21 protein-coding genes are annotated in these 23972 nt (G+C 61.2%); 18 read left to right on the forward strand and 3 right to left on the reverse strand.

The features are described from left to right. Together ACEK02_RS33465 and ACEK02_RS33470 are read left to right on the forward strand one after the other, a co-directional pair. A partial coding sequence (locus ACEK02_RS33465) for an aldehyde dehydrogenase family protein (RefSeq protein ID WP_371426258.1) occupies positions 1-339 on the forward strand: 339 nt, incomplete at its 5' end. 235 nt (positions 340-574) lie between these two features. Next, complete coding sequence (locus ACEK02_RS33470; protein WP_371426260.1) at positions 575-1837, forward strand: GGDEF domain-containing protein; 1263 nt, start codon at positions 575-577, stop codon at positions 1835-1837. A 4-nt stretch (positions 1838-1841) separates the two neighbouring features. Here ACEK02_RS33470 and ACEK02_RS33475 read toward each other — a convergent pair whose 3' ends face one another. Further along, positions 1842-2801 carry an SMP-30/gluconolactonase/LRE family protein gene (locus ACEK02_RS33475; protein ID WP_371426262.1) on the reverse strand — a complete coding sequence of 320 codons (960 nt, stop codon included), beginning with the start codon at positions 2799-2801 and terminating at the stop codon, positions 1842-1844. A gap of 158 nt (positions 2802-2959) precedes the next feature. Between ACEK02_RS33475 and ACEK02_RS33480 the strand changes: the two genes are divergently transcribed. The 7 genes from ACEK02_RS33480 (at position 2960) to ACEK02_RS33510 (ending at position 12112) form a co-directional block, all read left to right on the forward strand. Then, positions 2960-3763, forward strand: coding sequence for an NAD-dependent epimerase/dehydratase family protein (locus tag ACEK02_RS33480; RefSeq protein WP_371426264.1), 804 nt, complete (start codon positions 2960-2962; stop codon positions 3761-3763). Positions 3764-3945: 182 nt separating this feature from the next. Then, complete coding sequence (locus ACEK02_RS33485) at positions 3946-5652, forward strand: IlvD/Edd family dehydratase (RefSeq protein WP_371426266.1); 1707 nt, start codon at positions 3946-3948, stop codon at positions 5650-5652. Between the two features lie 726 nt (positions 5653-6378). Then, on the forward strand, positions 6379-8118 hold the full coding sequence (locus tag ACEK02_RS33490; protein ID WP_371426268.1) for an adenylate/guanylate cyclase domain-containing protein: 1740 nt from the start codon (positions 6379-6381) through the stop codon (positions 8116-8118). 11 nt (positions 8119-8129) lie between these two features. Then, complete coding sequence (locus tag ACEK02_RS33495) at positions 8130-8336, forward strand: hypothetical protein (protein ID WP_371426270.1); 207 nt, start codon at positions 8130-8132, stop codon at positions 8334-8336. Positions 8337-8353: 17 nt separating this feature from the next. Next, entirely contained in the window at positions 8354-9331 is a 978-nt protein-coding gene (locus ACEK02_RS33500; protein WP_371426272.1) for a phosphatase PAP2 family protein, read from the forward strand. A gap of 47 nt (positions 9332-9378) precedes the next feature. Then, positions 9379-11376 (forward strand): hypothetical protein, encoded by a 1998-nt coding sequence (locus ACEK02_RS33505; RefSeq protein ID WP_371426274.1) that lies wholly within the window; start codon positions 9379-9381, stop codon positions 11374-11376. Positions 11377-11416: 40 nt separating this feature from the next. Further along, on the forward strand, positions 11417-12112 hold the full coding sequence (locus tag ACEK02_RS33510; protein WP_371426294.1) for a Crp/Fnr family transcriptional regulator: 696 nt from the start codon (positions 11417-11419) through the stop codon (positions 12110-12112). 76 nt (positions 12113-12188) lie between these two features. On the opposite strand, the gene ACEK02_RS33515 is transcribed toward ACEK02_RS33510, so the two are convergent. Continuing rightward, complete coding sequence (locus ACEK02_RS33515; RefSeq protein WP_371426276.1) at positions 12189-13082, reverse strand: sugar kinase; 894 nt, start codon at positions 13080-13082, stop codon at positions 12189-12191. Positions 13083-13286: 204 nt separating this feature from the next. On the opposite strand from ACEK02_RS33515, the gene ACEK02_RS33520 reads away from it, so the two are divergent. Further along, on the forward strand, positions 13287-14132 hold the full coding sequence (locus ACEK02_RS33520; protein WP_371426278.1) for a VOC family protein: 846 nt from the start codon (positions 13287-13289) through the stop codon (positions 14130-14132). A gap of 103 nt (positions 14133-14235) precedes the next feature. Here the strand turns inward: ACEK02_RS33520 and ACEK02_RS33525 are convergent, their stop codons facing one another. Beyond that, the gene (locus ACEK02_RS33525) at positions 14236-14997 is read right to left on the reverse strand and encodes a sulfite exporter TauE/SafE family protein (RefSeq protein WP_371426280.1); all 762 of its coding nucleotides are present in this window, start codon (positions 14995-14997) and stop codon (positions 14236-14238) included. A gap of 231 nt (positions 14998-15228) precedes the next feature. On the opposite strand from ACEK02_RS33525, the gene ACEK02_RS33530 reads away from it, so the two are divergent. From ACEK02_RS33530 to ACEK02_RS33565, 8 genes are all read left to right on the forward strand, one after another. Continuing rightward, on the forward strand, positions 15229-15888 hold the full coding sequence (locus ACEK02_RS33530; RefSeq protein ID WP_371426296.1) for a TetR family transcriptional regulator: 660 nt from the start codon (positions 15229-15231) through the stop codon (positions 15886-15888). A 194-nt stretch (positions 15889-16082) separates the two neighbouring features. Beyond that, entirely contained in the window at positions 16083-16814 is a 732-nt protein-coding gene (locus ACEK02_RS33535) for an ABC transporter permease (protein ID WP_371426298.1), read from the forward strand. Positions 16815-16889: 75 nt separating this feature from the next. Then, complete coding sequence (locus tag ACEK02_RS33540; protein ID WP_371426282.1) at positions 16890-17882, forward strand: ABC transporter substrate-binding protein; 993 nt, start codon at positions 16890-16892, stop codon at positions 17880-17882. 50 nt (positions 17883-17932) lie between these two features. Beyond that, positions 17933-18784, forward strand: a complete 852-nt coding sequence (locus tag ACEK02_RS33545) for an ABC transporter ATP-binding protein (RefSeq protein ID WP_371426284.1) — start codon at positions 17933-17935, stop codon at positions 18782-18784. Between the two features lie 11 nt (positions 18785-18795). Then, positions 18796-20208 carry a hypothetical protein gene (locus ACEK02_RS33550; protein ID WP_371426286.1) on the forward strand — a complete coding sequence of 471 codons (1413 nt, stop codon included), beginning with the start codon at positions 18796-18798 and terminating at the stop codon, positions 20206-20208. A gap of 2 nt (positions 20209-20210) precedes the next feature. Beyond that, complete coding sequence (locus ACEK02_RS33555; RefSeq protein ID WP_371426288.1) at positions 20211-21362, forward strand: Gfo/Idh/MocA family protein; 1152 nt, start codon at positions 20211-20213, stop codon at positions 21360-21362. An 8-nt stretch (positions 21363-21370) separates the two neighbouring features. Then, entirely contained in the window at positions 21371-22570 is a 1200-nt protein-coding gene (locus ACEK02_RS33560; protein ID WP_371426290.1) for a dihydrodipicolinate synthase family protein, read from the forward strand. 1 nt (position 22571) lies between these two features. Beyond that, on the forward strand, positions 22572-23435 hold the full coding sequence (locus ACEK02_RS33565) for a sugar phosphate isomerase/epimerase family protein (protein ID WP_371426292.1): 864 nt from the start codon (positions 22572-22574) through the stop codon (positions 23433-23435). Positions 23436-23972: the final 537 nt, after the last annotated feature.

The raw sequence follows: 23972 nt of genomic DNA on the forward strand, positions 1-23972 counted from the left end.
ATCTTCGCCGACGTGACCGAGAACATGACCATCGCGCGCGAGGAAATCTTCGGGCCGGTGCTCGTGATCATGGGGGCCAAGGACGAAGCCGATGCGCTCCGCATCGCCAATGACACCCCGTATGGCCTCGCTGGCTATGTCTCGGCTGACACGGTCGAGAACGCCCGCAAGTTCGGCCGTCGCATCCGCGCCGGCAATGTCAACCTGCAGGGCGCTCCGAACGACCGCACTGCGCCGTTCGGCGGCTACAAGCAGTCCGGCAACGGCCGCGAATGGGGCAAGCATGGTCTCGAGGACTTCCTCGAGGTCAAGGCGATCGCCGGCTACAACGCGGCCTGATTCTGTAAACAAAGTAGAGAAACGCCGGGGCGGAGCGATCCGCCTCGGCATTTTGCTTTTCGGAGGAGGTCACAACGCCGCTCGTTGGTCTGCGCTGACCTGTGCGCCATCATCGACTTGCCGGATGCCGTTAACGCATCGTTTAGAATGTCCGGATCGATCCTGTTGAATATACCACTCTGTTAGACATCGAGGGCATGATCGCGGCCGGGACTTTTGTTGATTGAGTTCAGGCATGATGTGGCAGGCCGGAAGACAGATGATGGAGAGTCTGCACGCGCACGTCGCTGCGATACGCCGCGTGATGTCGTCAACGGCTGGTTTGATTGGATCCGACTACGCAACGAAAGAGCAGGCGTGGGAAATGCTGGAAGGGCTCTTTAGCCCATTCGCACACGCATTGACGGCGACCGCGATCGCGCTCATCGCCTGGTATAACTGGCACGCCGACGGCTCTCTTGCGTCCGTTCCGGCCGCTGTCATCGTTTTTGGAACGTTTAGTTTCCGCTTGGTTTTCGCTCGCCGCTATCGCAGGCGTGGGCCGGACGCACGGATCTCTGACTGGGTTCGTCTATCGGCCAAATCGAGCTTTATCGCCGCACTGGGCTGGGGCTCCAGTCTGTCAATTCTGATTTTTACGACCGAAGGGCCGGCGCGTTTCGCTGTTTTCGCGTTGATCAGCGCTCCGATTCAGGGAGTCACGGCGCGCGCCTACGCGATGCCGGCCGTGGTGATCATCCATATCAGCATCGTGCTTGGAATGGTCGGTATCGCTGCCACGATTTTCGGGATAGCAGTCGCAATCCCGCTCGCGCTTCTCTATCTGTGGTACCAGATTGGTTTCGTTTTCGAATTGGTCGCACTGCGTACGAAAATGCTGAAGGCCGATCACGATCGGGTCGCGCTGCTGGGCCAGGTGACGCGCTACAATTCGGATCTTGCGGTCATGAATGCGCGGCTATCCACGTTTGCACTCACCGACGGCTTGACCGGCGTTAGTAACCGGCGGGATTTTGACCAAAAACTGAAGCTCTGTCTGCAAGATCAGGCGACGTGCGCTGCGCCGCTGGCTTTGCTGCTGATCGACGTCGATCATTTCAAGCGCTTCAATGACACATATGGGCATCTGGTTGGTGACGAGTGTCTGAAACTGGTGGCGGCTGCGATCCGAACCGCAGGGCGTCCCGACGATTTCACGGCGCGTTACGGCGGCGAGGAGTTCGCGCTCATTCTGCCGGCCACGACGAGAGCTGACGCGCTGGTGGTCGCCGACCGGGTACGACATGCCATTGAAATGATGGATCGTAGAGCGTTGCCAGAACCGAGCGAGCGATTGACCGTCAGCATCGGCGCTGGCATCGCTGCGGCTGGCGCAAACATTCAACCGCACGAATTGGTCGAGGCGGCCGACAGTGCCTTGTACATGGCCAAGCAGCGCGGACGTAACTGCGTCAAGGATCGCGTTGCGGTGCGACAACAGCTCCAGCAGATTGCTTGATCAATCAACCGCCAGGCGCACCCTGTGTGTTCACATAGACCGCATAGATCGACTGGCTTGAGGCCATGAACAGCCGGTTACGTTTCACGCCGCCGAAACAGACATTGGCACAGCGTTCGGGCAGGGCGATGCGGCCGATCGGCGTCCCGTCTGGCGCGAAGATCATGACGCCGTCGAGCTCCGGCTTACCCATGCCCCAGCCGCACCAGAGATTGCCGTCGATATCGCAACGCATGCCGTCCGGCGTGCCCGGGCCTGCATCGATCAGCACACGCTTGTTCTTGAGCGTCTTGCCGTCGGCAGCAACGTCGTAAGCCAGAATCTTGCGGTTCGGTACGCCGCGCGATTCCACGACATAGAGCAGCTTCTCGTCGGGCGAAAAGCACAGGCCGTTAGGACCGAGCACATCATCGGCGACGATCGTGGATTTCAACGTATCACCGTCGATGCGATAGACGTTCTGGCCGATCTCGGACGGCGCCTTGTTGCCTTCGTAATCGCTCATGATGCCGAACGCCGGGTCGGTGAACCAGATCGCGCCGTCGGATTTCACCACCACGTCGTTCGGTGAGTTCAGTTTCTTGCCTTCGAAATGATCCATCAGCACGGTGATCGTGCCGTCATACTCGGTGCGGGTGATGCGGCGGCCGTGTTCGCAGGTGATCAGGCGTCCCTGGCGATCCCGCGTGTTGCCATTGCCGTAATTCGACGGCTTGCGGAAATCGCTGAGCGCGCCGGTTTCTTCTTCCCATTTGATGATGCGGTTGTTGGGAATATCCGAACACAACAGATAGCGGCCGTCGCCGAACCAGACCGGCCCCTCGGCCCAGCGCATGCCGGTGGCGATGCGCTCGACGGCGCCAAGCTTGATCCAGTATTTTTCGAAGCGGGGATCGAGGGCGTGAATGGCGGGGTCGGGATAATAGGTCGCCGGCTGCCAGCCGCGCGATGATATGTCGGACATTGGCGTCTCGTTCTCTGTCGTTTCCTCGGATGTGCTTGCTAACATCGGCGTGGACGAGCGGCAAGCAATGCCGGTTGCACCGCCTTGCCGCCGCGCCGGTACCGCGCCATACTTGTCTGACAACTGACAACATGGCGAGGGACGGAATGAGGATCTTGATGACGGGCGCATCGGGCGGAATCGGCACGCGCTTGCGGGAATTGCTGCCGCCGATCTATCCGGACCTCGTGCTGAGCGATCTGACGCCGCCGCCTAATCTCAAGCCGAACGAAAACTTCAAGCAGGCTGATCTGGCCGATCTCGCAGCAGTCGAGGCGATCTGCGAGGGCGTTGACGGCATCCTGCATTTCGGCGGTTTTTCGGTGGAAGGGCCGTGGGACACCATCCTGCAGGCCAATATCATCGGCGGCTACAATCTGTTCGAGGCCGCGCGCAAGAAGGGCGTCAAGCGCATTATCTTCGCATCGTCGAACCACGCGGTCGGCTTCTATCCGCGCCACAGCAGGATCCCGCCCGATGTCACCGCACGGCCGGACAGCCGCTACGGCGTCAGCAAGGTGTTCGGCGAGGCGGTGGGCTCGCTCTATGCCGACAAATACGGGCTGTCGGTAACATGTCTGCGGATCGGCAATTTCGGCGACCGGCCGCTGGACCAGCGCCGGCTGTCGATCTGGCTCAAGCCCGAGGATCTGGTGCAGCTGTGCCAGATCGGGCTCGAACATCCCGCCATCCATTTCGAGGTGCTGTATGGTGCCTCCTATAATGAGCGCGCCTGGTGGGACAATTCACGCGCCTATGAGCTTGGCTACCGCCCGACTGGCAAGGCGGAAGATCACCGCGAACATGCGATGGCGGAACAGGCCAAGATGAAGTCCGACCCGGTCGGCGATTTCTATCAGGGCGGCGCATTTTGCAGCGCCGAATTCGCCGGCGACTTCAGCAAGGTGTGGGAGCCGAAATAGAACGCTTGCCTGCAGGATGGGTAGAGCGCCGGCGCGTTGGCGACGGAGCGAAACCCAGCACTATCGCGCCCGGAGTGATGGGTTTTGCTTCGCTCGACCCATCCTGCGGCCGGCGGCGATTGACAACGTTTCCATCCGCTTCATAAGAAGCATTCAAAACAAGCTTGGAATGGGAACGCGACATGGCCGACGGATTGCGCAAGGGGCTGACCAGTTACGGCGATGCGGGTTTTTCGCTGTTCCTGCGCAAGGCCTTCATCAAGGCCATGGGCTATTCCGACGATGCGTTGGACCGACCCATCGTCGGCATCACCAACACCCATAGCGATTACAACCCGTGTCACGGCAATTCGCCCCAGATCATCGAGGCGGTGAAGCGCGGCGTGATGCTCGCCGGCGCGCTGCCCATGGTGTTTCCGACCATCTCCATCGGCGAGAGTTTTGCCCATCCGACCTCGATGTATCTGCGCAATCTGATGGCGATGGATACCGAGGAGATGATCAAGGCGCAGCCGATGGATGCGGTGGTCGTGATCGGCGGCTGCGACAAGACCCTGCCGGCGCAGATCATGGCGGCACTGTCGGTTGACCTGCCCACCGTGGTGATCCCGGTGGGGCCGATGGTGGTCGGCCATCACAAGGGCGAAGTGCTGGGCGCCTGCACCGATTGCCGGCGCATGTGGGGCAAGTTCCGCGCCGGCGAGATCGACCAGCAGGAGATCGACGACGTCAATGCGCGCCTCGCGCCGTCGGTCGGCACCTGCATGGTGATGGGCACGGCCTCCACCATGGCCTGCATCACCGAAGCGATGGGCCTGTCGCTGCCGATGAGCGCCACGATTCCCGCACCCCATGCGGAGCGTTTTCGCTCGGCCGAAGCCAGCGGCAAGGTTGCCGCAACGCTGGCGAAGAACAAGGGACCAAAGCCGAGCGAATTCCTGACGCCGGGCTCGTTCCGCAATGCGCAGGTGGTGCTGCAGGCGATCGGCGGCTCCACCAATGGCCTCATTCATCTCACCGCGATGGCCAACCGCACGCCCAACCGGATTGATCTCGCCGCCTTCGACGAGCTCGGCCGCGACGTGCCGGTGCTGGTCGATCTGAAGCCGTCGGGCGATCACTATATGGAGCATTTCCATCATGCCGGCGGTGTTCCGAAGCTGATGCAGCAGCTCGGCGATCTCATTGATCTCGACGCGAAATCTGTCACCGGCGAGACGCTGCGCGAGATCGTCGCCAACGCTGAGGATGTGCCGGGCCAGGACGTGATCCGCTCGAAGGACAATCCGATCAAGCGCGAAGGTGGACTGGCGATCCTGCACGGTAATCTCGCGCCGCGCAGCGCCGTCATCAAACATTCCGCCGCGTCGCCGAAACTGATGCAGCACACGGGCCGTGCCGTGGTGTTCGAGTCCGTCGAGGACATGACCAACCGCGTCGACGATCCCGATCTTGATGTGACTGCGGATGACGTGCTGGTGCTGCGCAATGCCGGTCCCAAGGGCGCACCGGGCATGCCGGAGGCCGGCTATCTGCCGATCCCCATGAAGCTCGCCCGCGCCGGCGTGAAGGACATGGTGCGTATCTCCGACGCGCGCATGAGCGGCACGGCGTTCGGTACCATCGTGCTGCATATCACGCCGGAGAGTGCGGTGGGCGGTCCGCTGGCGCTCGTGAAGAACGGCGACATGATCCGGCTGGACGTCGTGAAGCGATCCATCGATCTCTTGATTGACGAAGCCGAATTCGCGAAGCGGGCTGCTGCGCTCGCGCCAGCCGAGACGCCGGACTGGGCCAAGCGCGGCTACGCGCATCTGTTCCATACCACGATCCTGCAGGCCGATGACGGCTGCGACTTCGATTTCATGACGGCGAAGGGGAAGGGCTAGTCGAAGCAAAAAGTCGTGATGAGCCTGCGCGATCATCCGGTTGTGTGATGCAGCTCACATTGCCCGGCGACGAGACGCGGTAGAGCTGCGCATCTTGCCCAGGAGGCAGCTATGCGCGCATCCGCAGATGAACTCGAACGAACATATCGTCGCATGTACCATCGCTTGATCGTCGGGATCGGGCTGATATGTGTCGTCCTCTCGTGTGGAGTCTTCCTTGCTGTCGGTAACTTTCCGGTTGCTTCGGCGATCGTGAACCAGATCGGTTCGAGCGCCACTTACATGCAGCGGTCAGCCCCAACAGAATCTCGATCGATAAGAGCAGCTCCGAACTGCCGGCAGAAGGGCTCATGGTCCGTGACTCGGAACGCATCGATCAATCGCGATTTCAGACAATACTACCGACCCTACGCAAAGGCATCGCTCAACCCGGTGTCTATGAGCTGAAAGTTCGGTAGGACTGTCCTCAAATAGCCGTTGTTCACGTCTAGTTGACTATCCCGTCCGGGGTGAGAGTGAGCACAAGCCGACTGTCACAACGGCCCAAGCGTGATACCGTCTGCGCCTGTTCTAACTAATACTGCATATCCGGTTTTGAATGTTCACCTCAGCGCAATATTGAGGTTGTGCGTATTAGTGCACAGTGGGCGCAGATCGTAACAGTGACCGGCGTGGCTGATGGTTGAACGAAGCCCACCACTCGCCTTGGAGAATCCGGAATGGGTAGTGCGTACACTACTCTTCGCGGACATCGTTGAGTCTGTGCGCTTGATGGAAGAGAACGAGACCGGCACGGTCCAGCGATGGCGGAAGCTCGTCGGGCGAGTGGATAAAGACATTCTGCCGCGCTACCAGGGCCGGCTCGTAAAAAGCCTCGGTGATGGACTGCTCATGGAATTTTCTCATGCGCCCCTCGCAGTCAAAGCCGCTTTTGCCGTTCAGAATGCGTGTTCGGACATCAACGATGGAGTCCCGCAAGATCTGCATATTCTTGTTCGCGAGGGCGCTCACGTCGGGCACCTGCTCGCTGACGAGCATGATGTCTACGGGGCAGATGTTAATCTCGCGGCCCGGCTTACGACTCTGGCGGGGCCAGGCGAGATTGTTGTGTCGGCCGATGTTCGCGACCAGCTCACGCCGGTGCTGGATGCCGATATCGAGGACTTGGGAGCTTGTTACCTCAAGCATGTGAATGAACCCGTCCGTGCCTATCGCGTTGGTCCGCCGGGACCACGGCCGGTGATCGAGCCAGGGCCAGTATCCATGCCGCAGCTCCGGCCAACGGTCGCAGTGGTTCCATTCACAGAACACGACGGTAGTCTTGAACATCATGTCATCGGCGAAGTTCTCGCCGACGAAATCATATCTGCGCTGTCGCGGTCGTCGGAGCTGAACGTGATCTCGCGGCTGTCGACGACGGTCTTTCGAGAGCGGCAGGCTTCGATCGAAGAGATCAGTGGCTATCTGACGGCGAACTACGTTCTCTCCGGCTCCTACCGCAAGGCCGGAAGCAAGCTGCGGATAAATTTCGAGCTGGCGTCGTCCGCAAATCTCACAATCATCTGGTCGGATTCGATTGTCTGCAGCCCGACGGTATTGATCAGCGGAAAAGACGGCGTCGTTGCGGGCGTCGTGACTGCGGTCAGCATGGCGATCATGGCCCGCGAACTTGAGCGTGCCCAGTCCCAACCGCTTCCCACCGTTGAAAGCTATACGTTGCTAATGGGGGCGATTGCGCTGATGCATCGTCTGTCGGTGCAGGATTTCGATAGATCGCGGCAAATGCTTCAGGCCTTGACGGAGCGCATGCCTCGGCAGGCCGTGCCATGGGCATGGATGGCCAAGTGGCATGTGCTGCGCGTCCAGCAGGGATGGGCGGACGATCCGAATTTGGATGCGCAGCTGGCGCTGGATTGCGGGCGCCGGGCGCTCAATGTGGATCCCCGGTGTTCTCTTGCGCTGGTTGTCATGGGATTCGCTCATACCAATCTGCTGAAGCAGCTCGATATCGCCGAGGAACAGTACGACCTGGCGCTTCGGGTCAATCCGAACGATGGAATGGCCTGGCTTCTGAAGGGCACGCTTCTCGCATTCAAGGATCAGGGAAAGCTCGCAGTCGAGCACACCCAGCATGCCCTGAAACTGTCGCCTCTGGATCCGCACCGGTACTTCTACGACTCGCTGGCCGCTACGGCCGCTCTGTCCGCCGGGCAGTATAAACGCGCCATCGATCTTGCAAAACGTTCGCTGCGTGCAAATCGCACGCATACGTCCACGTTTCGCGCGCTGGCTATCTCGCAATGGCAGCTTGGGCTGCATGACGATGCACGCAAGACGGTGACCGAGCTGTTGAAGCTTGAACCGAGTCTGACGATCGCAAGGTATCGCGAGCGACATCCGAGCGGGGGATATGAAACCGGCAGGATCTGGTCCAGCGCTTTGGAAGGAGCTGGCGTGCCTCAATAGCGGAAACAGGAGTGTTGCCATGTGCACTATGGGTCCTGAAGGCGGAGCAGGAGGTGCTGGTGGTGCCGGCGGCGCAGGTGGTGCTGGCGGCGCCGGAGGCGCTGGAGGGGCGGGTGGCGCCGGGGGGGCCGGGGCTGCACCCTATGGCAGTTATGGGTCGCCACTGGTTGCGGATGCGCTCATCAGGCACCGCGACGGGATCGTCGGGAGTTGGCTAGGCCAGGTTGTTGCCCGATTGCCGCGCGCGCTGGATGACAAGAAAAACCTCGGAAATTGGGAGCCGTGGGTACGCGCTTCAATCATTGATTTCGACTTGCTGTCGCATCTGCATTTTACGACCCACCGCGAGACATTCACCTACAAGGACCACGCGAAGACTGTTTCGAGGACGCCCAGAGAGCGGTCCGTGACGGTCTGGCACTTTCAAGTACACACGACACCGAATGATCCCGCACCGAAAACCCGTTCGAGCCGGATTGCCACATTCATCCGTCCGTCTCCGGCCGTTTTCCAAAGTCAGCTCGACTTCCTGGATCAATATTCGGATTTGCGCGAGGACCGCCTTGCGGAAATCGTAACCGAACTCGGACCGCAATATGCGTTCTGGAGTTCCGTTGTAAATCTGCATCCGGACCGGACCAAAAAGACCATCGAGCTGCTCGACGCGGCGCTCCGTTTTGCAAACGCAGTCGAGATGCGTATCAAGCACGCGATGGCATGTTGGCGGCCATATGAATTGTCGCCCCAGGTGCAGCCGATCATTCTAACGCCCGGGCACGGCACGTTTCCGAGCGGCCATTCCACCGAAAACCACATGATCGCGCGCATCCTGTGGGAGCTTTACGGGCGCGAGCCCAATCTCGGTGAGCAGTTAATGCGACAGGCGGCGCGGATCGCCGTCAATCGCACGGTGGCCGGCGTTCATTTCCCGGTCGACACGGCTGCGGGGCAGGTGCTTGGGCTCTCACTTGCGCGCTATTTCATCCAGCGGGCGAAAGGCGGGACAAAGTTCAATGCCTGGCGCTTCGACGGCGAGCGATATCCCGGAAATCAGGATTTCGATTTCCACGATTTCTATGATTCAGCAAATGGACACGAAAAGCTGAATCCTCTGATCGATCCACCTTATGTCGACCCGCTCGCGTCGATGCCGCCAGCGGTGTCACCGATCATGAAATGGTTATGGGATGCGGCGCAGGCCGAGGTCATCTAGTCGTTGCGTTATGCCAGCGAAGTAACAGGCTTTGGCGGGTCCGAGCGATGGCAGAGAAGCGGAAGCTGATTTCACCCTATCTCGAATGGGCGGTGCTGACGGAGTTCGCTTATCTTCGTGGCGACTGGTTCTGGGTTCTGTTCGAGCTTGATGGCCCGGTAGACGTATTTGCCGGGTCCGTCGCCCGTTCGGGGTTGGAACAACTGGTGCGGATTCCCTCGATATACGAAAGCGCCGCACCGCCATCGCTGAGAGCGGCCGACGTCACGTGCTGTATGGCGATCGCGACACGCGAAGCGCTTATCGCGCTGGCTTCCGGAAAGGTGAAGCGGAACGATGCTGCAAGGTTCGCGACCGTTCTGTCCTCAGTCCGCCGTGTCGAACTCGGAACGCCGACGACAAATCTGTTCGGAAAGATCCCCCTTGCGGAGCAACCATTGCTCTCCGCAAAGCCGTCGCGACGGACCATCATCGCCATCATCGACGATGGACTGGCATTCGCACACGAGCGATTTCGCTTTCGGAACGGAAATTCGAGAGTGAAGTACTTCTGGAATCAGGACGACGCGACGAATGTCGGAGCGCCGACGGGGTTCGGCTGGGGACGCGAGCTGCCGGACAGTGAGATCAATCAGTTGCTGGCGTCCTGCACGCATGCCGGATCTGTGGACGAGGATGAGTTCTATCGATTGGCTGGCCAGAAACTGGTCGCCCGCCGGGCCAAGCACGGGACTCACGTCATGGATATCGCTTGCGGGCTTGATTCCAGAGACGTGGCGCCCGGAGATTCCTGTACTCCTTACATTATCGGGGTGCAGTTGCCGAGGTGGGTAACGGAAGAGACGTCGGGCTCATTCCTGACTCCCAATGTTTATGCTGCGATCTCCTATGTGCTCAGTCGTGCCGACAGGATCGCGGCCGCCGAGGGAACGGGTCCAATTCCCGTCGTTGTGAATTTGAGCTATGGGACCATTGCCGGGCCGCACGACGGCACGGCGCAATTGGAGGCTGCCATCGACCAGCTAATATCGGCACGCTCCGCGCCGCTCAGGGTCGTTATGCCAGCCGGAAACCATTATCTGGCGCGATGCCATGCTTTCCTGAAGTTGCCGAAAGCATCAACGACGAGGCAGCGGATCGAGCGTCTGCGATGGCGCGTGCAACCTGACAACAAGGCCGCCAGTTTCGCGGAGTTGTGGCTGCCCGCACAGACGGCGGCGAAATCGCGTGCCGAGATCGCTATCAGGATCACGACGCCGACGAACGAGCGAAGTCCCTGGATCGCGGCCAACCAGAGCTGGCAGTGGCCGACGCCAGGCAAACCTCGATTTTTCGCGACGTATGACGACCCGACGGGAGAGCGACCGCGTATCTTGCTCGCCATGGCACCGACCGCGGATCTCAAGAAGCCGCCACGTACGGCACCGTCCGGGACCTGGCTGATCGAAGTGAAAAACAGGCGGGAGGCTACGACTGTCGATGTATGGATCCAGCGCGGCGACACGCCGTTCGGTTATCCGCTATGGGGACGCCAGTCCCGCTTCGAAGACACGGACTATGTGCGATTCGATCTCGCCGGACGATTGGAGCAAGACGATAAGGGCGTAAGCCCGGTTCGCAGGGAAAGCACCATCAACGCGCTGGCAACGGGCCAGCATACGGTTGTCGTCGGCGGATTCCTCCGCAGTGACAGGCGCGTAAGTGAATATTCGGGAGCCGGGAGGCTCTCGACCCCGGGCGCCGTACCTTCGATCCGAAGCCCCGACGTGTCGGCGGTTGCAGATGATTCAGCGGCGCTGAGGAATCTGCTTGCAGCAGGCACGCGTAGTGGATCTGTTGTGGCCATGAACGGAACAAGCGTGGCTGCTCCGCAGGCCACGAGGTTGATTTCGGAGTTGATGATTGCGCAGCTCGCTTGCGACCGCGCGGATGTACAGCGCATCGCGAAGACCGGTGACGCGCAGGCACCAGGTCCGGGCTCGCCATTGGCGGTGCGTATCGGGGCTGGCCGGATCGACCTGTCTGGCCGTCCGAACCGGCGTTAGGTCGGGACGCGTGCCGCACGGGGGTATTGCCGTGCCGGAAATGAAGTCAGCAAGATCCGCCAGGCTTGTGGCGGCAATAGGCGAGACCGCGATCTTTGGCGATCTGGCACCCGAGACGATTGCCGAGCTGGCTCGCTACGCTTCTGTCCTGAAGTTCAAACGCGGGGACTATATTTTTCGAAGAGGTGACCCGGGAACGAGTCTGTTCGGGGTCGTGTCGGGTACCGTCAGGATGAGCTCGTCTTCTGCGGACGGGAAAAGCGCTGTGCTCAATCTTATTGGCGCTGGTCAGATATTCGGCGAGATCGCCGTTCTCGACGGTCTGGGCAGGACGACCGATGCAATCGCGAATGTCAATTGTGAGATTTGGCGGATTGAACGCCGCAATCTGATGCCCCTGATCCGCACCGAGCCGGCATTGGCAGTGAAATTCATCGACCTGCTGTGCGCCCGCCTGCGCTGGACAAGCGAGCACCTGGAGCAGGTGATCCTGCAAGGCCTCGCAACTCGCCTCGCGCATATGATCGTGAAACTAGCCGAGCGGAATTCGAGGGCGGGCGGAGCGCTTGTGGTTGATATGACGCAACAGAGCGTCAGCGAAATGGTGGGGATTTCGCGGGAGAGCGCCAACAAGGTCATATCGGTGTGGGCAGAACGCAAGTGGGTATCGGTCGAGAACCGGATGCTTGTCATCCTGGACGCCGGCGCGTTGAGAAACGTCGCCGGGCTGGTGTGAGGTGGAAGCGTTTACGGCGACAACGCGCGTAACCTCTCCAGGGCGGCGATCGCGATACAGCCCTGGCCCATGGTGGTCACACCTGTGCCTGATATTCCTCACGCACCGCTGCGATGTCAGCCAATGTCGGTAGTCCCGCTTCATTGCCAAGTCGCTGGATCTTGAATGTCGATGCGGCCCGCGCAAAATTGAAATGCTCGGCCCAGCTCTGTGCGGGATTGGCAAGGTACGAATAGACATAGGCGCCGTGGAACACGTCGCCGGCGCCGTTGGTGTCGATCACCTTCTCACGCGGAATCGGCAGCGCCGGCAGCGTATGTACCGTGCCAGCCTCGTCGTACCAGAGCAGGCCGCGCTCGCCGAGTGTGACGCCGCCGACGCGGCAACCGCGGGTCTTGAGATAGTCCAGCATCTTTTCCGGCGTGAGATCCATCTGCTCGCAGAGGCGCTCGGCGACAATGGCAACGTCGATGAATTCCAGCAATTCATGGGTGTTGGTACGCAAGCCGCCGCCGTCGAGCGAGGTGAGGATGCCCGCTTCGCGGCACAGCTTCGCATAATGAATGGCGGCATCTGGCTGATGGCCGTCCACATGCAATGCCCGGCAATCGCCAAGGTTCAGGAGAGGGAAGGGGTGAATGTGATGGTCGTCGCGGCAGCGGACGATGGCGCGCTTGCCGTCTTTCGGCATGATGAAGGACAGCGACGAACTCGCGACCTTGCGCGGATGAATCTCGATGGCATACTTCGCCGACATGTCCATGAACATGCGGCCGAGCCAGTCATTCGCCACGGTGGCGATCAGGTCCGGTACGATGCCCAGCTTGGCGCAGCAGAAGGCGGCGGTGACCGCATTGCCTCCGAAAGATACGGCATAGTCGGAGGCGACATGCTTTTCGTCACCGGTCGGCATGTGGTCGGTGATGAACGTGACGTCGATATAGGTCTGTCCGATAAAGAGTGCCTTCATGAATCCGTCCGTCTCGCCTGAGGGATGGCTGCGCCCGTCCGGAGACGGGGCATCAGTCAGCTTAACAGCGGTTGCGACGAGGTCACCACCGAAATTGTGCGATGCCGCAGGATGCGGCGGCCGGGCTGAGTCGGTTTCCAGCATTACGGCTCGAAAACTGGCATAGTTCGATCACAACAACGCCACGTAGACGGGAGGGATGCGATGATCACCGGGCTGGATCACGTAGTCATTTTGCTGGAGGACCTGGAGGCGGGGGTCGCCACCTATCAGGCCCTGTTTGCCCGTGCGCCCGCCTGGCGCAGCACCAGCGACGGAGCGGCCATGGCGATCTTCACGGTGGCCAATATGTCGGTCGAACTGATGGCGCCCGTCGGCCATGGTCCCGCTGCCGATCGCATTCGCGCCGTGCTGCCGGAACAGGGGGCGACGCTGGCCAGCATCTGTTTCAGGACTGGCGATATCGCGAAGATGCATCGCCGGCTCGATCGCCTGGCGCTGAAGCCTGATCCTGTTGTCGAGGTCGAGAGCAGGGATATCGAGACCGGCGCCACGCTCTCCTGGAAGCGTACGCGCGCGGCTACCGATGCGACACGCGGTGTCCGGCAATTCTTTCTCGAACTGTCCGACGAGCGACCGGTATCCCCCCTGGTGGGCAATGCGCCGTTCCTTGGCCTCGATCACGTCGTTGTCGCCACGCAGGACCCGGAACGCGCCGCTGCGCTCTATGGTGCGCGCCTGGGCCTCGACATGGCACTGGATCGCTCCAATCCGGACTGGGGCCATCTGATGTTTTTCCGTTGCGGCGATCTGATCGTCGAGGTCGTGCACCGCCCCGACGACAAGGCCGACAAGAATCGCGACAAGCTCTGGGGCATGACCTGGCGCGTCGCCGATGCCGATGCCGTCCGCGAGCGCCTGCTGGCTGCGCATGTCAACGTGTCGGAGGTGCGCAGTGGCCGCAAGCCGGGTACCCGCGTGGTCAGCCTGCGCGACGGGACCTGCGGAATCCCGACGCTGCTGATCGAGCGGACGGGGAAGGATGTGTAGAGGTGTAGGATGGGTAGAGTGCAGCGAAACCCATCGCTTTTGCGTGTGGGTTGATGGGGTTCGCGAAGGCGCTCTACCCATCCTACTCACAGTTGCGGATTGGCTACCGCCACAACACCGAACAACCCTGCCACAGCAGCACCAGCGAGATCACGAGCAGCAGCGCATAGGCAATGTTGTAGAACAGACTGGTGGGCGTGTGTTTCACCAGCCAGATGCCCATGAAGTTCGCGATGATGGCCATCGGCAGCAGCGCCAGCGATGTCGCGAAATTGCCGGCATGGAATTGGCCGAGTGCGAAATACGGGACGATCTTCAGCGCATTGACCACAGCGAAGAAGATCGTCGTGGTCCCGACCAGCACCAGCTTCGGCAGCCGCTGCGGCAGCACATAGACCTGGAATGGCGGGCCGCCCGCCTGGGTCATGAAGGAGGTGAAGCCCGATATCGCGCCCCAGAACACGCCGCCGGCCGGCCCCATACGCGTTGGTTCGATCCTGGCGCGCTTGCGCCAGACGTCGATCACGAAGATCAGGCCGATCAAACCGACGGTGATGCGGACGGCATTGTCGGAGATATAGGAGGCGAGCAGCCACGCCAGCGTCATGCCGGCGACCGCGCCGGGCAGCATGATCTTCAGATTAGAGGCGTCCCACTCACGGCGATAGACATAGATCGAGATCAGATCCTGCGTGATCAGCACCGGCAGCAGCAACGCAGCTGCCTCGAGCGGCGGCAGATACAGCGCCAGCAGCGGCGTGGCCGCAATGCCGACGCCGGAGAAGCCGCCTTTGGAGAGGCCGAGGAAAATCACCGCCGGAATGGCGACGGCATAGAAGAACGGGTCTGTGATGATGGCAGGCACAAGCAGGTCCGGTTGGGGCAGGGCAGTGATAGCGACGGCACCCGCAAAAGGCGATGCCCGTTTGCGCATATGGCCCGGAAGATGCTTTGTTCTCAAGCGCGCAAACGCATGCTACACGCGATAGACTTGCAGCTGTTGCGTAGTTTCGCTGAGCGACGGGATCCGGGTTTGGCAAAAACAACTAAAAAAGCGCCGAAGAAAGCATTGAAGTGGCAACGCGACCCGGAAGGGATGCGTCTGCGCATTCTTGAGGCTGCCAAGAAGGAATTTGCCAGCCGAGGTCTTGCCGGTGCGCGTGTCGATCGCATCGCCGCCCAGGCCGGCGCCAACAAGCGCATGCTCTACTATCACGTCGGCAACAAGGATGCGCTCTATCTTGCGGTACTCGAAGGTGCCTATGAGCAGATCCGTGCCGAAGAGCGCACGCTCGATCTCGAACATCTCGATCCGCCTGAGGCTATCGAGAGCCTGATCGCCTTCACCTGGAACTATTTTATCCGCAACCCGGAATTCCTCGCGCTGCTCAACACCGAGAATCTGGAGCGCGCGAAGCACATCAAGCGCTCCACAAAGGTTAAGTCGATGCATTCGCCCTTTGTGGAAATGATCCGCACGGTGGTTTTGCGCGGCGTCGCGTCAGGTGATTTCAAGGTCGCGATGGACCCGGTGCAGCTCTACATTTCCATCGCCGCGCTGAGCTTTTTCTATATCGGCAACAACGCCACGCTCAGCGTGATCTTCGGCAGGGATCTGCTGGCGAAGGAGGCGAGGGATGAGCGGCTGGCCCATATGGTGGCGCTCGTCCTGGCGGCGCTCACCGGCCGATCCGTGGCCGAATTCCAGCTGCCCCCAGCGCCGGTTGTCCACACGCCGACCCGTCAAAACGCCTGAAATCATTGTGTAATTTTCGCTAGTTGATCGGCCAATTGACAACGGCGAAGCCATGCGCTGTATTTATCCAACGAGTTAAATGCGACCGCGAAGCCGGCATCTGGGAGAAGAGACGCGTGAGTGAGAAGAAAGCCCCCGGCAGCGTATCGAAGCTGCTGAACGCCTCATGGCTGCGCCCGTTCCTGTTGCTGGTGATGATCGTTGTCGGCTGGGATCTGGCGATCCGCATCTTCAACATTCCCGCCTATCAGATCCCGGCGCCCGGCGATGTCGTGAAGGTGCTTTACACCGATTGGCCCGAGCTGCTCGCGCAGTCGTGGCCGACGACCTATGCCACGCTGCTCGGCTTTCTCGCCTCGGCCGTGTTCGGCATTCCCATCGCCATGCTGATCGCGGGCTCCAAGACTGTCGAAAGCTATGTCTATCCGCTGCTGGTGTTCTCGCAGTCGATTCCCAAAGTCGCCATCGCACCCTTGTTCGTGGTGTGGTTCGGCTTCGGCATCGTGCCGAAGATCATCGCCGCCTTCCTGCTCGGTTTCTTTCCCGTCGTCGTGTCGGCGGTGCAGGGCTTCAAGTCGGTCGATCCCGATATGGTCGATCTCGCCCGCGCCATGAAGGGCAGCAGACTGCGCGTGTTCTGCGCGGTGAACCTGCCGCATGCGCTGCCGGCGATCTTCTCCGGTCTCAAGGTGTCCGTCACGCTTGCCGTCGTCGGCGCGGTGGTCGGTGAATTCGTCGGCTCCAATTCCGGCATCGGTTATGTGCTGCAGCGCTCGATCGGCACCTTCGATCTGCCGACGATGTTTGCGGCTCTCGTGATCCTCGCGCTGCTCGGCGTCATTCTGTTCTGGCTGGTCGATCGCATCGAACGGTTTGCGATTCCCTGGCACGTCAGCCAGCGCGCGGATGTCTTCATCGGGTCCTGATCGGGGACGCGCAATTTCCAAACAAGCGGCCCGGCTAAACGGGCCGCGATCACCTGCTTCAATGGGAGGCTAAACATGCTGAAATGGGTTACTGCTGTTTCGACTGCTGCGATCACTGTCACGCTCGCACTCGCCACGCCGGCGGTTGCCGCCGACAAGGTGACGCTGATGCTCAACTGGTATGTCTATGGTGAGCATTCGCCGTTCTATTACGGCAAGGCCAAGGGCATCTATGAAGCCGAAGGCATTGATCTCGACATTCAGGAAGGTCGCGGTTCGGCGGCCACCGTGCAGGCCGTTGCCGCCAAGAGCGTGAATTTCGGCTATGTCGACGTTCCCACCATGATGCGCGCAGCCGTGAAGGGCGCCCCGGTGATCGCCACCGGCGTGTTGCTGCAGACCTCGGCCATGTCCGTGATGGGCTTCGTCGACAAGAACATCAAGAAGCCGGAGGATATCAAGGGCAAGACCGTGGCGATCACGCCGGCGGATTCCATGACCCAGATCTGGCCGCTGTTCCTCAAGAAGGCCGGCCTCAAGGAATCCGATTTCAAGACCGTCGCCGGTGACGGACAGACCAAGCTGAACGCCGTCATCAACGGCCAGGCTGACCTGCTGCTCGGTTACGTCATGGACCAGTCCATGAAGATCAAGGATGCCACCGGCAAGGACGTGTATCCGATCAAGTTCGCCGACTACGGCATCCACCTCGTGTCGTCGGGCATCGTCACCAATACCGACTACGCCAAGGCCAATCCGGATCTCGTGAAGCGCTTCATGTCCGCAACCACCAAGGCCGTCGAAGCTGCGTCGAAGGAGCCGAAGGCTGCCGCGCAGTCGATTCTCGATGCCAACCCGAAGGGCGGCAAGATCGAGACCCTGACCCAGGGCTTCGAACTCACCATCCCGCTCTACACCACGCCGGAAACCAAGGGTAAGCGCCCGTTCCAGGTCACCGACCAGAACATGAAGGACTCGGTGGACCTGATGGTCGAATACGGCGGCCTCGAAGCCAAGGCCAAGGACAATCCGAAGGCCTTCTACACCAACGAGTATCTGCCGAAGTAACCGGCCCGGCTATTTCGACCGAACTGACGAAACCAACAGGACTAGCCGTAATGACTGCAGCGATGAGGACCATGAGCGTCGATCAACCGAGTGCGCATCTTCGCGTCGTATCCGAGCAGTCCGCACCATCGAAGGCGTCGGGGATCAATCTCTCCGGCGTCTCCAAGACCTATGGGACCGGCGACGGCCAGGTGCAGTCGCTGCGTCCCCTGGACTTCCACATCAATGACGGCGAGTTCTTCGTCGTGGTCGGACCAAGCGGCTGCGGCAAGTCCACGCTGCTCAAACTGATCTCGGGCCTTCTTGCGCCGACATCCGGCGAAATCCATGTCGACGGCAACAAAGTCACCGAGCCTCATGGTGATGTCGGCATCGTGTTCCAGAACGCGCTGCTGCTGCCGTGGCGGAACATCATCAACAACGTGTTGATGCCGATCGACATGAAGGGCGAGTCACGCGAGAAATACATTCCGCGCGCCAAAGAACTCCTGAAGATGGTCGGTCTCGAGGGTTTCGAGAAGAAGCTGCCTTGGCAGCTCTCCGGCGGCATGCAGCAACGCGCTTCGATCTGCCGCGCGCTGGTGCACGATCCCAAGATCATGATGATGGACGAGCCGTTCGGCGCGCTCGACGCCATGACACGTGAGAAGATGAATGTCGAGCTGTCGCGCATCCAGCGCACCACCGGCAAGACGATTTTGCTGATCACGCATTCGATTCCGGAAGCGGTGTTTCTGGCCGACAAGGTGCTGGTCATGACCGAGCGCCCCGGTGGCATTGCCGCGATCTATGACGTGCCGCTCGGCCGCGAGCGCACGCTGGATGCGATGTCGAATCCGATTTTCACCGATCTGGTCGCGCGTATCCGCAAGCATTTCATGACCAACAGCGCGCTGGATTAAGGCCGATTTCCATGTCGCCACGGATCGCCTTGCGAGACATTACACTGTTCGAACGCCACGTAGCGTTCGTGCGGCCGTTTCGCTTTGGCGCGGTGACGGTGAATGCCGCGCCGCAAGCTTTCGTGCGCGTCGAACTCGAGGTCGAGGGTAGGGGCGTGTTCGTCGGCGCCTCGGCTGAACTGATGGTGCCGAAGTGGTTCGACAAGCGGCCGCATCTCGCCATCGATGATACGGTGAACGAACTTCGGCAATCGCTCGCAATCGCCAGTGATCTCTACCGCGCGCAATCGGGCTTCATCTGCGCCTTCGGTCTGCATGCAGCCTGCATCGGCGACCAGATGAAGGCCTGCGCCGAACTGGACATTCCACCGCTGGCCGCAAGCTTCGGCCCTGCGGAGATCGACAAGGCTGTGCTCGACGCGCTGCTCCGTGGGCTGGGCACCGACGTCTTCACCGGTATGACGGCGAATGTCGCCGGGCTTACTGCGCGCCTCGCGCCCGACCTTGGCGCCGACGACGTCGCGACTTTCCTCGCGAGCCGTGAGCGTTTGCCGCGCGTCGCCTTGCGCCACACCGTCGGCCTCGACGATGTGATCGAAGGCGAGGGCGGCGTCGCCGATCCCGGAGAGAACAGCGGCGCGCGTTATTTCAAGCTCAAGATGAACGGCGATCCCGAGGCGGATGCCGCCCGGCTGACGCGCATCGGTAAGGCACTGGCGACACTGCCTTACGACTATCAGGTCACCCTCGACGCCAACGAGCAATATGCCGACCTCCATGCGCTCGGTGCCCTGGTCGATCGCCTGGACAATGACGCTGCGCTATCGCCCATCGCCTCGAAGCTCCTCTATATCGAACAGCCGATGCCGCGCGACATCACGCGCGCGTCGCCGCTCGGCAAGCTCTCGTCGCGCAACTTCATCATCGACGAGGCCGACGACAATTGGGATGCATTCCCAGCCGCCAGGGCGCTAGGCTATCGCGGCATCTCGTCGAAGTCCTGCAAGGGCTTCTACAAGTCGATTGCCAACGCGACCCGCGCCGCGGCGTGGAGCGCGCAGGGCGTCGATCACTTCATCACCGGCGAGGATCTGACCTGTCAGGCCGGGCTCGGCGTGCAGCAGGATCTCGCGCTCGGCGCGCTGATCGGTGTGACGCATGCCGAACGCAACGGTCATCATTACGTCGATGGTTTTGGCACCGCGCCGGTTGGCGAGGCCGAGTCCTTCCTGAAAGCCCATCCCGATCTCTACAGCAGGGATGGCGACACCATCCGTCTGTCGATTCACGACGGCGATCTCCTCACGGGATCACTGACCTCTGCCGGATTTGCATCCGGCGCGCATCCGGACTGGTCGGCGCTGTCGCCACTCCAGCTCGCTTCATCCGATACTTCTCAAACTAAAATTCTCCAGGAGTCCTGACTATGGCTGTCCACCGCCTCGGCATCATCATGAACGGCATCACCGGCCGTATGGGTCTTAACCAGCATCTCGTGCGCTCGATCGTCGCCATCCGCGCGCAGGGCGGCGTGACCCTGAAGAACGGCGACCGCATGATGCCGGATCCGATCCTGGTTGGTCGCAATGCCGAGAAGATCGAAGGTCTCGCCAAGAAATATGGCATCGAGCGCTGGACCACCGATCTCGACAAGGCCTTCGCCGACAAGAACGACACCATCTTCTTTGACGCTGCCACCACGCAGGCCCGTCCGGGCCTGCTCAACCGTGCCATCGAGGCCGGCAAGCACATCTATTGCGAGAAGCCGATTGCGACCAATCTCGAAGCCGCGCTCGACGTCATCAAGAAGGCCAATGCCAAGGGCCTCAAGCACGGCACCGTGCAGGACAAGCTGTTCCTGCCCGGCCTGAAGAAGCTCGCGATGCTGCGTGACTCCGGCTTCTTCGGCAAGATGCTCTCGGTGCGCGGCGAGTTCGGCTACTGGGTGTTCGAAGGGGACTGGCAGGAAGCCCAGCGCCCGTCGTGGAACTACCGCGCCGAAGACGGCGGCGGCATGATCCTCGATATGGTCTGCCACTGGCGCTACGTGCTCGACAACCTGTTCGGCGAAGTCGAGAGCCTGACGTGCTTGGGCACCACCGACATTCCGGCGCGCTGGGACGAGCAGGGCAAGAAGTATACGGCCACTGCCGACGACTCGGCTTACGCGACCTTCAAGCTGAAGGGCGGCGTGATCGCGCACATGAACATGTCCTGGGCCACGCGCGTCTATCGCGATGATCTCGTCACCTTCCAGGTCGATGGCACCCACGGCTCGGCCGTTGCCGGTCTCACCGAGTGCATGATCCAGGCCCGTCAAGCGACGCCGCGTCCGGTCTGGAATCCCGACGAGAAGCGCACCCACGACTTCTATGCCGACTGGCAGAAGGTTCCGGACAACGCCGTCTATGACAACGGCTTCAAGGAGCAGTGGGAAATGTTCATCCGTCACGTCTGCGAGGACGCGCCCTACAAATACACGCTGCTCGAAGGCGCCAAGGGCGTGCAGCTCGTCGAATGCGCGCTGGAAAGCTGGAAGGAGCGCCGCTGGATCGACGTTCCCACGCTCAAGGTCTGAGGTTCATTATGAACAAGCCAGTCATGCCCACGTCGACAGCCTCGACGCTATCGCTGAAGCTGCCGAAGGCCGATCGCTCGATCGAGACCTATCGGCTGGCGGCGTCGCGGACGTTCCCCGCCAAACTCGACGGCGCGCTGAATCGCATCGCCTTCTCGGCGGCGCATATCGTTGCCGACCCGCTGGCAGAGTGCGATCCGTGGCTCAATCAGACCATCGATTGGGACCGCACCATCGCGTTCCGTGAGCATGTCTGGGATCTCGGTCTCGGCGTTGCGGAAGCGATGGACACCGCCCAGCGCGGCATGGGCATGGACTGGCCGACCTCGCTCGAACTCATCACGCGCTCCGTTGCGGCGGCGAAGCCGCGCGGCGCGCTGGTGTTCTCGGGTGCAGGCACCGACCACCTCGCGGTGGAAGACGCCAAATCGATCGACGATGTGATCAAGGCCTATGAGCAGCAGTTCGAAGCCATCGAGAAGGTGGGAGGTCGCATCATCCTGATGGCGTCGCGCGCGCTCGCCAAGCTCGGCAAAAATGCCGAGGACTACGGCCGCGTCTATGACCGCATCCTGTCGCAGTCGGCGCAGCCGGTGATCATCCACTGGCTCGGCGACATGTTCGATCCGGCGCTGGCCAATTACTGGGGCACGCCGAGCCTCGACACCGCGATGGACATCGCCGTTGACGTCATCAACCGCAACGCCGCCAAGGTCGACGGCGTCAAGGTGTCGCTGCTCGACGCACAGCGTGAGATCGACATGCGTCGTCGTCTCGATCCCAAAGTGAAGATGTATACCGGCGACGACTTCAACTATGCTGAACTGATCGCCGGCGACGACAAGGGATTCTCGCACGCGCTGCTCGGCATTTTCGACGCCATCGCCCCGGCGGCATCCTATGCGCTGTCGCGTCTCGCCGCTGGCGACGAAGCCGGCTTCCACGACGTGCTCGGTCCGACGGTGCCGCTGTCGCGCCACATCTTCAAGGCGCCGACGCGGTTCTACAAGACCGGCATCGTATTCATGGCCTATCTCAACGGCCATCAGGATCACTTCACCATGATCGGCGGGCAGGAGAGCACGCGCTCGACCCAGCATCTTGCCGAACTGTTCCGGCTCGCCGACAAGGCGGGTCTGCTCGCCAATCCCGAACTGGCGACGCAGCGCATGAAGGCGATCATGGCAACACGCGGGATCGAAGCCTGAGATGCGTGACTTCTCGAATGACCATCGCTGGCTGTCGCTGAACACGGCGACAGTCCGCAAACAGGGCGACTTCGTCGCCATCGCCGAGGCTTGTGCGCGTCACAAGATCCGCGGTGTCTCGCCGTGGCGCGACCAGGTCGCTGCTGTCGGTCTCGACAAGGCCGTCAAGGCGGTGCGGGATCACGACCTCGAACTGTCCGGCTATTGTCGCGGCGGCATGTTCGTCTCCGATGAAGCCCATCGCCAGCAGCAGCGCGACGACAACCGCCGCTGCGTCGACGAGGCTGTGGCGCTTGGCTCGCCATGCATCGTGCTCGTGGTCGGCGGGTTGCCGCAATATTCGCGGCCGGGCTCTGCGCCGTCGAAGAACATCATCAATGCGCGCGCGCAGGTCGATGACGGCATCGCCGAGATGATGGAATATGCCAGGCAGGCGAAGATGCCGCTGGCGATCGAGCCGCTGCATCCCGCTTACGCCGCCGACCGCGCTTGCGTGAACACCACGGAGCAGGCGCTCGATATCTGCGACCGCCTCGATCCCAACCGCACCGGCATGCTCGGCGTCGCGCTCGACGTCTATCACATCTGGTGGGATCCGGAGATGCATGCGCAGATCGCGCGGGCAGGGAAGGACCGTCTGCTCGCCTTCCACGTTTGCGACTGGCTGGTCCCGACCAAGGACATCCTTAACGACCGCGGCATGATGGGCGACGGCGTCATCGACATCCGGGGCGCCCGTGCCGCCGTGGAAGCGCAGGGCTTCGCCGGTTATTGCGAGATCGAGATCTTCTCGGAGAACTGGTGGAGCAAGTCGATGGACGAGGTGCTGGCCACATGCATCGAACGGCATAAGACGGTGGTGTAAAGCACGGTATAGTGCCGAAACGCACGAACCTCTCGACTGTCATTCCGGGACGCGCAAGGGTGGGTCCTGGAATGACGATGGAAGAGGCGGATTAACATTTTTTCCTATATCTATTGACAGTATACCTATAAGGATTATCCTCCGCTCGTCCGGTTCACGAGGGGCGCTTCTAGAGGCGTCTTGAAGTGGGACAGGATGCGGCGCCTGCGGGCGTGGGGTGACGTACCCTGCGCACTCGGGAGGTCCTGGGTCACCGTCCGGCCCCACTACGGGGGTCTGCCACTCATGCTGGCTGGACGTGGCATTGGTGAACGGCGGGAAACCGCCGGGATAAGCGGAGTGCGGAGCTCTGCCCTTTGCCCGGAAGAACGGTCCCGGGGACAGAAATCGCTGCGGTGGCGCGCCGTGAGGCGTTGCGCGGTTGCAGCTTGCCGGCGTTCCGGTGGAGCGGATCGCGACAGAAACCACCCCTTGCGCCTCACGGCGCGCTGCCACCCCTCATCTTGAGGGGGCGGTATAGCTCGGGCGCTTTGGCGT

It is taken from the genome of Tardiphaga sp. (genome assembly GCF_041424195.1).
Taxonomy (GTDB): Bacteria; Pseudomonadota; Alphaproteobacteria; order Rhizobiales; family Xanthobacteraceae; genus Tardiphaga.